This is a genomic window from Paenarthrobacter ureafaciens, from assembly GCF_004028095.1.
Taxonomy (GTDB): Bacteria; Actinomycetota; Actinomycetes; order Actinomycetales; family Micrococcaceae; genus Arthrobacter; species Arthrobacter ureafaciens.
In genome coordinates this window covers 781,245-793,725 of the sequence record NZ_SBHM01000007.1, presented here as the reverse complement: position 1 = coordinate 793,725, position 12,481 = coordinate 781,245, and the positions used below count along the sequence as shown (strand labels likewise).

The window sequence follows — 12,481 nt, the reverse complement described above, 5'->3', positions numbered from 1 at the left end:
TACATTCTTCAGTGCGGGCCTGTGCTGGAACGTGAGGAACTCTGAACGATCCGGGCCTCCACGGGCTCGTACCTCACCAGTTCCGTCCCTGACGCAACAAGCGCCCGCAATTCCGTCAACCCGCCGATCACCACGCCGGCGGCGCGGGCTTGGACCAGCACGTTGCCCAGGGCCGTGGCCTCAACCGGCCCGGCGACCACCGGCCTGCCCGTGGCATTCGCTGTCAGTTGGCAGAGCAGCCTGTTTTGCGATCCGCCACCCACCACGTGCACCACGCCGGCGGTACGGCCTGTGAGGCGTTCGGCGTCGTTGAGGGTCCGGGCGTATCCCGCGGCGAGGCTGTCCATGATGCAACGCACGACGGAGGCCGGACGGTCGGGGAGCACGTCACCGTTGTGCCGCACGGCTGAGCGGATGCGTTCTGGCATGTTGTCCGGTGCGGTGAAAGCGGGGTCTTCGGCATTGATCTGCGGTCCGCCAGGAGGCAGGGCGGCAGCCGCGTCCAGCAGTGCGGGGAGTGATTGGGTGAATCCCTGGGCTGCCCAGGTGCGCTGGCACTCGCTTAGTAGCCACAGCCCGCCCACGTTGCGCAGGTACCTGGTGGTGCCGTCGACTCCGCGTTCGTTGGTGAAGTTCGCGGCCCGGCTTTCTTCTGAGAGCACGGGGTGCTTCAGCTCCAGGCCCACCAGGGACCACGTTCCGGAGGAGATATAGGCGAACTCTTCCTGCTCGACAGGGACTGCGGCAACAGCCGAGGCGGTGTCATGCGAGCCCACGGCAACCACGGGGGTACCGGAAGGCATGCCCAGCTGTGAGGCGATGTCCGGCCGCAGGGTTCCGTAAGATTCGCCCGGCTGGATCAGTGGCGGGAAGATGTCCCGCGGAAGCCCCAGTACATCCAGGAATTCCGTGGCCCATTCCTCCGTCACCGCATCAAACATCCCGGTGGTGGAGGCATTCGTTGCCTCGGTCCGACGCTGCCCGGTCAGCAGGAAAGCGATCAGGTCCGGGATGAGCAGTGCCTGCACACCGTCGAGGGAGGGCTCTGCAGCCAGTTGGTAGATGGTGTTGAACTGCAGGAACTGCAGGCCAGTGGTGGCGTACTGCTGCTCCGGTGGAATGAGCGCGTGCACGCGCGCCACGGCAGACCGGCTTCGCTCGTCCCGGTAGCTGTACGGTGGGGCGATCAGTTTCCCGGAAGCGTCCACCAGCCCGTAGTCCACGGCCCAGGTGTCGATTCCGATGCTTTGGATCCGCTCGCCGTTTCCGGCTGCCACAGTCGCGGCCGCGCGGAGGCCTGCAAGTACCTCCGCGAAGAGGGCGTCGAAATCCCAGCGGAGTCCGCCGTCGAGCTCCACCACTCCGTTGGGGAAACGGTGCACGGTCTCCAGCGTCGCGCCTGTGGAGGGGCAGACGCGGCCCAGCATGACGCGGCCGGAGGACGCGCCGATATCGACGGCGGCGAACACACCGGAGGTGGGCCGCCCGCCGTCGATATCGCCAAATGCAGTGCTCATCGGAGGAACGCTGCTGCGACGCCGGCGTCCACGGGGATGTGCAGGCCGGTGGTGTGGGAGAGTTCGTTGCTGGTGAGCACGGCTGCGGCGTTGGCCACGTGTTCGGGGAGGACTTCGCGCTTGAGGAGGGTGCGCTGGGCGTAGTACTCGCCCAGCTTTTCCTCGTCCACGCCGTAGACCGCTGCGCGTTTGGCGCCCCAGCCGCCGGCGAAGATGCCGGAGCCGCGGACCACGCCGTCGGGGTTGATGCCGTTGACGCGGATGCCGTGGTCGCCCAGCTCTGCAGCGAGGAGCCGGACCTGGTGGGCTTGGTCGGCTTTGGTGGCGGAGTAGGCGATGTTGTTGGGTCCGGCGAACACGGAGTTCTTGGAGGAGATGTAGATGATGTCTCCGCCCAGGCCCTGGTCAATCATGACCTTCGCTGCGGCCTTGGAGACGAGGAACGATCCCTTGGCCATGACGTTGTGCTGCAGGTCCCAGTCCTTCTCGGTGGTTTCGAGCAGCGGCTTGGAAATGGACAGGCCGGCGTTGTTGACCACCAGGTCCAGGCCACCGAAGGCGAGCACGGCTTCGGCGATGGCGGCGTTGATCTGGGCTTCGTTGGTCACGTCGGCCTGGACGCCGATGGCGACGTCGGGACCGCCCAGTTCCTCGGCGACGGCTTGGGCGTTCTCAAGGTTCAGGTCGGCAATCACTACGCACGCGCCGTCGGACGCCAATCGGGTGGCGATCGCCTTCCCGATGCCGGAAGCCGCGCCGGTGACCAGTGCGATGCGGGTCGCGTGGGACTTGGGCTTGGGCATCCGGGCGAGCTTGGCTTCCTCCAGTGCCCAGTACTCGATGCGGAACTTCTCGGATTCCTCGATCGGGGCGTAGCTGGAGATCGCCTCGGCGCCGCGCATGACGTTGATGGCGTTGAGATAGAACTCCCCGGCCACGCGGGCGGTCTGCTTGTCCTTACCGAAGGAGAACATACCCACCCCGGGGATGAGCACGATCGCCGGGTCCGCGCCGCGCATTGGGGGTGAGGCTGGGCCCACGGCCGCCGGGTCCCCTGGCCGAGCTTGCGAGGTTAGGGAGCGGCTGGGGACGGCGTGCCGGTCGTAGTACGCCTGGTAATCCTCGCGGTATTCAGCGTGCAGTTCCTTCAGGCGGGCCACGGACTCTTCGATGGACGCGTCCGCGGGCAGGTCCAGGATGAGGGGCTTGACCTTGGTCCGGAGGAAGTGGTCCGGGCAGGACGTGCCGAGTTCGCCGAGGCGTGGATGCTCGGTGGAGGCGAGGAAGTCAAGCACGACGGCGTCATCGCTGAAGTGCCCCAGCTGCGGTTTGTCCGTGGAGGCCAGGCCGCGGATCACGGGGGCCAGGGCCGCCGCCTTGGCGCGGCGCTCCTTCTCCGGCAGGGCGCCGTAGCCGGGGAGGGCGGGGCCGAATGGCTCGGCTTTGCCGTTCTCTGCGATGTACTTCTCGGCCCGGTCGATGATCCAGAGGGAGTTCGCTTCGGCTTCTTCGCTGGTGGCGCCCCAGGCGGTGATGCCGTGGCCGCCCAGGATGGTGCCGACGGCCTGCGGGTTGGCTTCCTTGATCGCGGCGATGTCCAAACCGAGCTGGAAGCCGGGTCGGCGCCAGGGAACCCACACCACCTTGTCGCCGAAGATCTTCGACGTCAGCGCTTCACCGTCCACCGCCGTCGCAATGGCGATGCCCGAGTCCGGATGCAGGTGGTCAACGTGGGCTGCGTCCACGAGGCCGTGCATGGCGGTATCGATCGACGGTGCTGCGCCGCCCTTGCCGTGCAGGCAGTAATCGAACGCGGCCACCATCTCGTCTTCACGCTCGACGCCGGGGTAAACGGACTTGAGCGCCTGGAGCCGGTCGAGCCGAAGTACTGCGAGGTTTTCGGCCTTCAGGGTGCCCAGGTCGCCGCCGGAGCCCTTAACCCAGAGGAGTTCAACGTCCTGGCCGGTCACGGGGTCCTTCTCGAAACCCTTGGCCGAGGTGTTGCCGCCGGCGAAGTTGGTGTTCCGCTTGTCCGCGCCGAGGCGGTTGGAACGGGTGATCAGGTCTTCAACAGTCTTGTTCATGGCTACTTATGCGCCCCATCCGGCTTGCTGGCCGCCTGCGCGGTCCTCGTTGATCTTCTTCTGGTAGCCGCTGGCCTTGTAGGCAGCGATCGGGTCGGCGGGCAGGCCGCGGGATTCACGCCACTCGGCAAGGGCCTGACGGACATCGGTGTAGAAGGCATCGTTGAAGATGCTGTTGGCTGCCAGGACATCCCCGGCACGCTGCGCCTCGTTCAGCGCTGCGGTGTCCACCAGCAGGGCGCGGGCAGTCATTTCCTGCACGTTGAGCACCGAGCGGATCTGGCCCGGGATCTTCTCTTCCAGGTTGTGGCACTGGTCCAGCATCAACGCGACACCGGAATCCTTCCCGAAGCCGCCGCCACGGATGACCTCGTGCATGATGCGGAAGAGCTGGAACGGATCAGCCGCGCCCACAATGAGATCGTCATCGGCGTAGAAGCGGGAGTTGAAGTCGAACGAGCCCAGCTTGCCCAGGCGCAGGAGCTGCATCACGATGAACTCGATGTTGGTCCCCGGGGCGTGGTGGCCGGTGTCCAGGCACACGAACGCCTTCTCACCCAGGGCCAGGGTCTGCGCGTACGAGGTACCCCAGTCCGGAACATCGGTGTGGTAGAAAGCCGGTTCGAAGAACTTGTACTCCAACACCAGGCGCTGCTCATCACCCAGGGCGGCGTAGATTTCCTGAAGCGAGTCGGCCAAGCGGTCCTGACGGCCCCGCATGTCGTCCTGGCCAGGGTAGTTGGTGCCATCGGCCAGCCAGATCTTCAGATCCTTTGACCCGGTGGCGTGCATGATCTGGATGCACTCCAAGTGGTGCTCGATGGCCCTGCGGCGTACGGCCTCGTTGGACGAGGTCAGGGAGCCGAACTTGTACTCGTCATCCTGGAACGTGTTGGAGTTGATGGTGCCCAGGCCAATCCCCAGGTCCTCTGCATACGAACGCAGAGCGGAGTAATCGTCCACCTTGTCCCACGGGATGTGCAGCGCAACAGTGGGCGCCAGGCCCGTCAGTTCGTGGACCTTCGCCGCGTCCGCGATCTTCTCCTGGACCGTGCGCGGGGTCCCCGGGGTGCCGAAGACCTTGAACCGGGTCCCCGAATTTCCGTAGGCCCAGGACGGCACTTCGATGGCCAGTTCTCCCAAGCGGCCCAGGGCCGATTCCGTGGTGTTCATGCTTCTTCCTTCTGGTGGGTGCTGTGACTGGCCGCAGCCAGTTGGTCTTCAAGGTTGAAAACTTCGTCGAGGATTTCGAATCCCTCATCCGGCGGTACGTCGCTGTTCGCGAAGAGGGTTGCCATGTCGGCTTGCCAACGGGCGTTGACCTCGGTGAGGGCCATGCGGGCCTGAGCGTCCGCGTAGTCCTCGCATTCCAGGTAGCCGATGAGCTGCCCGTCCGGAGCAAGGAACAGTGAGTAGTTGTTCCATCCGGCGTCCTTCAATGCGCGAAGCATCTCCGGCCAGACAGCTGCGTGCCGGCGCCTGTACTCATCCATCAGTTCGGGCTGAACTGAGGAGCGGAAACATACCCTCATCTGCGGTTCTCCGGGGTTACTCGGTTTTGAATCGTTTCATTTGTTACGATTCAAATTACCCTCGCAAGGAAGGGGGTGTCAAGGGCGTTCATATAGCCGGACAAGACGACGGGGGAGACCGGAAAGCATGTCCCAAACAGCCAGCATCAAAGATGTTGCCATCCACGCCAAGGTTGCCGTGGGCACCGTGTCCAATGTGCTGAATTACCCGGACCGGGTCTCGCAGCGGACCAAGGAGCGCGTTCTCAAATCCATTGCCGAGCTCGGATTCGTGCGCAATGACGCTGCACGCCAGTTGCGCGCCGGCCAGAGCCGAACCATCGGCTTGGTGGTCCTCGATGTCGGCAACCCCTTCTTCTCTTCAGTGGCCCGGGCCGCCGAAGATGCGGCCACCGCGCTCGGAAGCGTGGTCCTGGTGGGGGACAGTGGCCAAGACGCTGCCCGCGAAGCCCACTACATGGACCTCTTCCAGGAACAGCGCGTCCAAGGACTCCTGATCTCACCCGTAGGGGACGTCACGGCCCGGATCGATACCTTGCGGGAACGTGGCGTGCCCACGGTGCTGGTGGATCAACTCGCCGACAGCGATCGCTGCAGCTCAGTCTCCGTCGATGATGAGGAAGGCGGTTACCTGGCCGCCCGGCACCTGCTGGACATCGGCCGCCGTCGTCTGGCTTTTGTTGGTACCCCGTCCATCCGCCAGGTGGCCCACCGACTCAAGGGCGCGCAGCGTGCGGTCGCCAAAGAATCCGATGCGTCCATGGAGGTACTGGATTCTGCCGGCCAGACCGTCCTTGCCGGGCGCCAGGTGGGCAACAGCCTGGTGGAGCGCTCGCCGGAGGAACGTCCTGAAGCCGTCTTCTGCTCCAACGACCTCCTTGCCCTTGGCGTCATGCAGTCACTGACCATGCTGCGAACGGTGAGAATCCCCGAAGACATCGCCTTGATCGGTTACGACGACATCGACTTCGCCGTCTCCGCCGTCGTGCCCTTGTCCTCCATCCGGCAGCCCACCGAGGCGCTGGGCCGGACCGCCGTCGAGCTTCTCGCCGAAGAGCAGGAGAGCGGCGGAGCCAAGCACCGCGCCGTCGTCTTCACGCCCGAACTCGTGGTGCGCCAAAGTACCGCCGGCTCCCCCAAGTAGGTAGCATTTGTGCGCGTTCTGAACGTTCAAAACGCGCACAAATGCGACCCAGTTGGGTTTACAGGGAGTAGATGCTCCAGGACGCGGAGTGGGTTGCGCCCGGTTCCAGACGGATCAGGTCCGTGCCGCTGTTGAAGGCATCCGGCGGGCACGTCATGGGCTCCACTGCCAGTCCGATCCGGTTGGGCAGGGGAGCCGGCTTGTCCGCCGTGTGAATCTGCAGCCACGGGCAGCGTTCGTCCCACGCCATTCCGACGCCGGCGCCCGCCGGGTCCCGTAGCGACAGGCGCGCCGACCCGCCGTCGAACGCTATGTCCGTGAACGCGTGGTCGATCTCGGTGGTGCCGATTGCACGTGGGGAGCGGAAGTCGAACTCATGACCTTCCACAGACGCCAGTTCAATGGGGAGGAGCCGGTCCGGCGTCACCTCAAGGAACGTGGCTGCGGGGACTTCGAGGATCCATTCGTTCAGTGGCGATCTGCCGGCCACCAGGTACGGATGCGGACACACGCCGAAGGGAGCTGCGGACTCCCCGATGTTCGCGGCGCGGACCGTGCTGTGCAGCCCGTTTTCATCCAGGGCGTACTGCGCCGTGAGTTCCAGCACGAAGGGGTAGCCCTCGCTTGGTCCCACCACACACGTCAGCGTGACCGAACCGGCGTCGTGCTCCTTCGCAGTCCAGTCGAGCGGAAAGGCGAGGCCATGCAAAGAAGCGCCACGCTCGGGTTCATTGACGGGGAGCTGGTGGGTGACGCCGTCGAAGGTGTACTGGCCGTCTTCGATCCTGTTGGGCCACGGCGCGGCGATGATGCCCCGGTAATCGGGGATGGGCCCCCCTTCCGGGAACTGAACCACCAAGTCCCGGCCGTGGAACTGCAGCACCCGCAAGGCCGCAGCGTGTTCCGTCACTACGGCCTTGTAACCGCCGGCTTCAAGGGTGAATTCCGTGCTCACAGGCCGCCTGCCAGTTTGTAGTAGGCCGCGTTCCAAGCGAGTTCCTTCTTGAACTGTTTGATGGTGGTGCTTTCGTCGATGGTGAGGAGTTCGGTTTGGGCGATTTCGGCGAAGTCCTCGAACACGTCCATACCTACCTGCGTGGACAATACCGTGTGGTGCGCCGCTCCGGCGGTGAGCCACGCGGCGGCCGAGGTGGCGAAGTCCGGCTTGGGTTCCCAGAGCGCGCGGGCCACCGGCAGGTGGGGCAGCGGCTGGTCAAGGTCGACGACGTTCACAGCGTTCGCGACCAGGCGGAACCTGTCGCGCATGTCGGACAGCGCAACGACGACGCCGGACGAGGCATCGGTGTCGAACACCATCCGGACGGGGTCCTCCTTGCCGCCAATACCAAGCGGGTGGATCTCCACACGCGGCTTTTTCGCGGTCAGGGACGGGCAGACTTCAAGCATGTGGGCGCCGAGGATCTTTTCGCTGCCCGGTTCCAGGTGGTAGGTGTAGTCCTCCATCAGCGAGGCACCGCCGGGAAGCCCGGATCCCATGACCTTTGCGGCGCGGACCAGGATGGCGGTCTTCCAGTCGCCCTCGGCCCCGAACCCGTAGCCGTCGGCCATGAGCCGTTGCACTGCCATACCGGGGAGTTGGCGGAGTTCGCCCAGGTCCTCGAACGATGTGGTGAACGCGGCCGAGCCGTTGGCCTCAAGGAAGCTCCGGAGGCCCAGCTCGATCCGGGCGCTGTAGCGGAGGGACTCGTGGCGGGCGCCACCGGCTTTCAGCTCGTCAGCCACCTCGTAAAGGTGCTCGTACTCGGCAACCAGGGCGTCGACGTCGGACTCTTCCGCGGTGTGGACAGCGTCGGCGAGTTCGTTGACAGACCAGGTGTTGACCGAGACGCCGAAGCGGAGTTCGGCCTCGGTCTTGTCGCCTTCAGTGACGGCGACGTTGCGCATGTTGTCGCCGAACCTCGTCAGCTTCAGGTTCCGGACCGCCGCCCAACCGGCGGAGGCGCGCTGCCACGCGGCCACCTGGCGCGCGACCTCCGGGTTGGAGACATGCCCGACGACGGTCTTCCGCGGCACGCCGAGGCGGGACTGGATGTACCCGAATTCGCGGTCCCCGTGGGCTGCCTGGTTGAGGTTCATGAAGTCGAAATCGATGTCCGCCCACGGCAGGTCCCGATTGGCCTGGGTGTGCAGGTGCAGGAGCGGTTTGCGGAGGGCGTCCAGGCCTTGGATCCACATTTTGGCCGGGCTGAACGTGTGCATCCACGCGGTCACGCCGATCACGGAGTCGTCCGAGTTGGCTTCAAGGGCTGTCCGGCGGATGGCGTCCGAGTCGGTGAGGACGGGCTTCCACACGAGCTTGACCGGAACGTTGCTGTTGGCGTTGAGGGCCTCGGCGATTTCCTGTGACTGGGCAGCGACCTGTTTGAGGACGTCCTCGCCGTAGAGGTGCTGACTGCCGGTCAGGAACCAGACTTCGAACTGGTCGAGGGATGTGCTGTTGGCCGATGTGTTGTGGGGCATGAGTTCTCCTGAAGTTTGGGGTGGGCCTGGTTCAGCGGCCGTAGACGTTCTGGTAGCGGTCGAACAGGGAGGCGATCTTGGCTTCATCAATCGGCAGCGGCTCGCCAAGTTGGCGCGAAACGTGGACGGTCTTGGCCACTTCTTCGCACATCACGGCTGCCTTCACCGCCGCACGGGCGTCCTTGCCGATAGTGAAGGGCCCGTGGTTCTGCATCAGCACCGCGGGGGAGTTCGAATTCTTGAGCGTCTCCACAATTCCCTTGCCAATGGAGTCGTCACCGATCAGCGCAAACGGCCCCACGGGGATCGGGCCGCCGAATTCGTCCCCCATCATGGTCAGCACGCAGGGGATGTCCTCTCCGCGGGCAGCCCACGCCGTGGCGTAGGTGGAATGCGTGTGGACCACCCCGCCCACCTCGGGCATGTTCCGGTACACGTAAGCATGTGCAGCGGTATCGGAGGACGGCGACAGGGCCGGATTGTGCCAAGAGATGGTTTGGCCAGTGCCGGTGGTGATGCTGTCGACCGGCACGCCATGGAGGTCGGTGACCACCATTTGTTCAGGGGTTAGGTCGTCATAGGAAACGCCGGACGGTTTAATGACCATGAGCTCGTGGCCGGGGATCCTGCCCGAGACGTTGCCGGCCGTCCACACCACCAGTTGGTAGCGGGTCAGTTCGGCGTGCAGCCTGCAGACTTCTTGCCGGACTGCGGCGATGGTGTCCTGGAGGGAGCTCATGCGGTGGCACCTTCCAGTGCTTGGCTTGCTTGGGACGCGGCGTTCGACGGCGGTGCGTCGCCGGCCATCGCTGATGCGCTTCCCTTGGACGCCGCTTTCCGCTGGATGGCCTTGAGCCGATGCATCACGTCGTTGGTGCCGCGACCGAAGTAGTCGTGGAGGGTCCGGTACTCGTTGAACAGTGCCTGGTAGGCCGCGACGTTTTCAGGGATGGGCGTGTACACGGCACCCGGGGCTGCAGCCATGGCCGCGGCGGCTTCGCGGATGTCCTTGTACTTGCCCGCAGCCACTGCAGCGTGGATGGCCGAGCCCAGCGCCGGGCCTTGTTCCGAACCGATCGTGGAGAGCTGCAGACCCGTGACGTCGGCGTAGATCTGCATGAGGAGCTTGTTCTTGAGGAGCCCGCCTGCCACGATGAACTCCTTTACCGGAACGCCGGAGTCGCGGAAGGCGTCCACGATCGTCCGGGTGCCGAATGCCGTGGCCTCGAGCAGCGCCCGGTAGGTGTCCTCCGGTTTGGTGGCCAACGTTTGGCCCACAACAACGCCGGAAAGTTCGTGATCCACCAGCACCGAGCGGTTACCGGAGTGCCAGTCCAACGCAATCAGGCCGTGCTGGCCGATTTCCTGCTTTTCTGCGAGTTCGGTCAAGTACTCGTGGACGCTGACGCCTTGAGCCGAGGCAGCTTGGTGGTATTCCGGTGGAACGCCGTTCTTGGTGAACCAGCCGAAGATGTCCCCCACACCGGACTGCCCTGCTTCGTAACCCCACAGCCCGTCCACGATTCCGCCGTCGACCACTCCGCACATGCCGGGGACCTCACGCAAGGTGTCCCCGTTCATAACGTGGCACGTCGATGTGCCCATGATGGCCACCAACTGGCCAGGTTCGACCGCGTTCGCCGCAGGGGCGCAGACATGGGCATCCACATTGCCAACAGCCACGGCGATCCCGGCCGGCAATCCGGTCCAGGCTGCAGCTTCCTCCGTCAAGGTTCCCGCCGCTTCGCCGAGGCGCCCGATGCGGTGGGCGAGCTTGTCGTCAACGAAGTCCCCGAACTGCGGGTTGAGTGCCGTGAGGAAGTCTTTGGACGGGTATTGCCCGTCCTGGAGAATGCCCTTGTACCCGGCTGTGCAGGCGTTCCGAACGTAGGTGCCGCACAGCTGCCAGACGATCCAATCCGCCGCTTCCACCCAGTGGTCCATCGCAGCGTAGATCTCGGGGTCTTCCTCAAGCAGCTGAAGGCCCTTGGCGAATTCCCATTCGGAGGAGATCAACCCGCCGTAGCGGGGCAGCCACGCTTCCGTCCGCTCTTCCGCAAGCTGGTTAATGCGGTCCGCCTGGGGCTGCGCGGCATGGTGACGCCAGAGCTTGACGTAGGCATGCGGCCGGTCAGCGAAGCGGTCCAGTTCGTTCAGCGGAGTGCCGTCCGCCGTCGTCGGGACCATGGTGCAGGCCGTGAAGTCAGTGGCGATGCCCACGACGTTCTCTGGATCGATGCCCGCGTCGGCGACGGCGGCGGGGACTGCGTTGCGCAGGACGTCGCGGTAGTCGTTGGGAACCTGGAGGGCCCAATCGGCGGGGAGGCGCTCGCCGGTAGCGGGGAGTACCTCGGACACCACGGCATGCGGATACTCGAACACGCCACTGCCGAGTTCCAGCCCGTCCGAGACGCGGACTACTACCGCGCGTCCGGACAGCGTCCCGAAATCGACGCCGATGACGTACTGCTGATCCAAGGGTGAGTTTTCTACGGGGTTCATGGGATTCTCCATCCGGCTGGCCAAGGCCTCGTTGCCGGGGGTCGGGTGAAGTGGGGAGGGGTGAAGGGGCGGACAAAGGGTCTGCTGCAATTGTTAGCGCTAACAACAAGCAAGTCAAGCCCCCCACTCACCGCCGCCCCCAACTGAGTCGCAGCAGTGCGCGTTTTCACGGCTCAAAACGCGCAGTGCTGCGACTCAGTTGGGAGGGGCGGAGGTGGTCTTGCGCGTCACCAGACGGGGCGCCACGGTTGCGGCAGTGACGCCCGGGCCGTTCTCCACCAGGTGGAGCATAAGATCGATGCAGCGCCGGCCCAGCTCTTCGAAATCCTGGGCGACGGTTGTCAGTGGCGGAATGAAGAACGCAGATTCAGGTTGGTCGTCGAAGCCCACCACGCTGATGTCTTCCGGAACCCGTGTTCCCGATTCGTGGAAAGCGCGCAAGACGCCCAGGGCCATTTGGTCATTGGCTACGAACAACGCCGTCACAGTGCGGTCGGCGGCGATCCTGAGGCCTTCGCGATAGCCGCATTCGGCACTCCAGTCGCCTTCGATCAACTCCGCCGGCTCCAGCCCGGCCCCCTGCAGGGCCTCCTGCCACCCTTCGATGCGGGCGGCTGCGTCAATCCAGTCAGTGGGGCCGGAGAGGTGCCCTATCCTGCGGTGCCCGAGTTCAATGAGGTGCTGGACCGCGAGCCGGGCCCCCTCACGCTGATCGACGGCGGCGCCGCTCAACTCTTCGTCCCCCACGGCACCTACGGCTACCAAGGGCACTTGGCTTGTGACTTGGTGCAACACCTCGAACGTCCCCGGGTGCGGGACGATCACCACGATGCCGTCCACGCCCTGGTCCATGAAGTGCGCCACTGCGTCCTTGATGGTTTCCGGTGTCACGTCCCGCAGCCCGGCGACGCTGACGAAGTACCCGGCGTCCCGCGCCGCCTGCTGTACTCCAAGCAGGGTACGCGACGGACCGTATTGGCCCATTTCGCTCCCGAGCACACCAATGGTCTGGGACCGGCGTGTCACCAAGCTGCGGGCAGCGGTGTTCCGCCGGTACCCGAGCTCGGTGATCGCCTGCTCGACGCGCTCTTTGGTTTTTGCGCTGACGTTCGGATGGTTGTTCAGGACCCGGGAAACTGTCTGGTGGGAGACGCCGGCCACGCGGGCGACGTCTTCCATGACCGGAGGCCGACTGGGGGCGGATTGTTCGGGGCTCACCCT

10 protein-coding genes are annotated in these 12,481 nt (G+C 65.0%); 1 reads left to right on the top strand and 9 read right to left on the bottom strand.

Annotation, left to right across the window (positions count from 1 at the left end; translation table 11 throughout):
• Positions 1-8: 8 nt before the first annotated feature.
• From AUR_RS07875 to AUR_RS07860, 4 genes are read right to left on the bottom strand one after another with little or no spacing between them, the layout of a single operon-like run.
• Entirely contained in the window at positions 9-1,517 is a 1,509-nt protein-coding gene (locus tag AUR_RS07875; RefSeq protein WP_062098283.1) for a rhamnulokinase, read from the bottom strand.
• On the bottom strand, positions 1,514-3,601 hold the full coding sequence (locus tag AUR_RS07870; protein ID WP_062098281.1) for a bifunctional rhamnulose-1-phosphate aldolase/short-chain dehydrogenase: 2,088 nt from the start codon (positions 3,599-3,601) through the stop codon (positions 1,514-1,516). The genes AUR_RS07875 and AUR_RS07870 overlap by 4 nt, the downstream gene beginning before the upstream one ends.
• A 6-nt stretch (positions 3,602-3,607) precedes the next feature.
• On the bottom strand, positions 3,608-4,774 hold the full coding sequence (gene rhaI, locus AUR_RS07865) for an L-rhamnose isomerase (RefSeq protein ID WP_062098279.1): 1,167 nt from the start codon (positions 4,772-4,774) through the stop codon (positions 3,608-3,610).
• On the bottom strand, positions 4,771-5,133 hold the full coding sequence (locus AUR_RS07860; protein WP_062098277.1) for an L-rhamnose mutarotase: 363 nt from the start codon (positions 5,131-5,133) through the stop codon (positions 4,771-4,773). The genes rhaI and AUR_RS07860 overlap by 4 nt, the downstream gene beginning before the upstream one ends.
• A gap of 127 nt (positions 5,134-5,260) precedes the next feature.
• On the opposite strand from AUR_RS07860, the gene AUR_RS07855 reads away from it, so the two are divergent.
• Entirely contained in the window at positions 5,261-6,277 is a 1,017-nt protein-coding gene (locus AUR_RS07855) for a LacI family DNA-binding transcriptional regulator (RefSeq protein WP_062098275.1), read from the top strand.
• Between the two features lie 58 nt (positions 6,278-6,335).
• Here the strand turns inward: AUR_RS07855 and AUR_RS07850 are convergent, their stop codons facing one another.
• The 5 genes from AUR_RS07850 to AUR_RS07830 all read right to left on the bottom strand — a co-directional run bounded on the left by AUR_RS07850 (position 6,336) and on the right by AUR_RS07830 (position 12,439).
• Positions 6,336-7,232, bottom strand: a complete 897-nt coding sequence (locus tag AUR_RS07850) for an aldose 1-epimerase family protein (protein WP_062098273.1) — start codon at positions 7,230-7,232, stop codon at positions 6,336-6,338.
• Entirely contained in the window at positions 7,229-8,758 is a 1,530-nt protein-coding gene (gene araA / locus AUR_RS07845) for an L-arabinose isomerase (RefSeq protein ID WP_062098271.1), read from the bottom strand. The genes AUR_RS07850 and araA overlap by 4 nt, the downstream gene beginning before the upstream one ends.
• 31 nt (positions 8,759-8,789) lie before the next feature.
• A complete protein-coding gene (locus AUR_RS07840; protein ID WP_062098269.1) occupies positions 8,790-9,497 on the bottom strand; it encodes an L-ribulose-5-phosphate 4-epimerase in 708 nt (235 codons plus the stop codon).
• Positions 9,494-11,260, bottom strand: a complete 1,767-nt coding sequence (gene araB / locus AUR_RS07835; protein ID WP_062098267.1) for a ribulokinase — start codon at positions 11,258-11,260, stop codon at positions 9,494-9,496. Before araB ends, AUR_RS07840 begins: the two co-directional genes overlap by 4 nt.
• 195 nt (positions 11,261-11,455) lie before the next feature.
• Positions 11,456-12,439 (bottom strand): LacI family DNA-binding transcriptional regulator, encoded by a 984-nt coding sequence (locus AUR_RS07830; RefSeq protein ID WP_062098265.1) that lies wholly within the window; start codon positions 12,437-12,439, stop codon positions 11,456-11,458.
• Positions 12,440-12,481 lie beyond the last annotated feature (42 nt).

Coding starts and splice junctions, on each gene's coding strand:
- AUR_RS07870 (WP_062098281.1), bottom strand. CDS start 3,601: ATGAACAAGACTGTTGAAGACCTGATCACCCGTTCCAACCGCCTCGGC.
- AUR_RS07840 (WP_062098269.1), bottom strand. CDS start 9,497: ATGAGCTCCCTCCAGGACACCATCGCCGCAGTCCGGCAAGAAGTCTGC.
- AUR_RS07830 (WP_062098265.1), bottom strand. CDS start 12,439: ATGGAAGACGTCGCCCGCGTGGCCGGCGTCTCCCACCAGACAGTTTCC.
- AUR_RS07860 (WP_062098277.1), bottom strand. CDS start 5,133: ATGAGGGTATGTTTCCGCTCCTCAGTTCAGCCCGAACTGATGGATGAG.
- araA (WP_062098271.1), bottom strand. CDS start 8,758: ATGCCCCACAACACATCGGCCAACAGCACATCCCTCGACCAGTTCGAA.
- rhaI (WP_062098279.1), bottom strand. CDS start 4,774: ATGAACACCACGGAATCGGCCCTGGGCCGCTTGGGAGAACTGGCCATC.
- araB (WP_062098267.1), bottom strand. CDS start 11,260: ATGAACCCCGTAGAAAACTCACCCTTGGATCAGCAGTACGTCATCGGC.
- AUR_RS07855 (WP_062098275.1), top strand. CDS start 5,261: ATGTCCCAAACAGCCAGCATCAAAGATGTTGCCATCCACGCCAAGGTT.
- AUR_RS07875 (WP_062098283.1), bottom strand. CDS start 1,517: ATGAGCACTGCATTTGGCGATATCGACGGCGGGCGGCCCACCTCCGGT.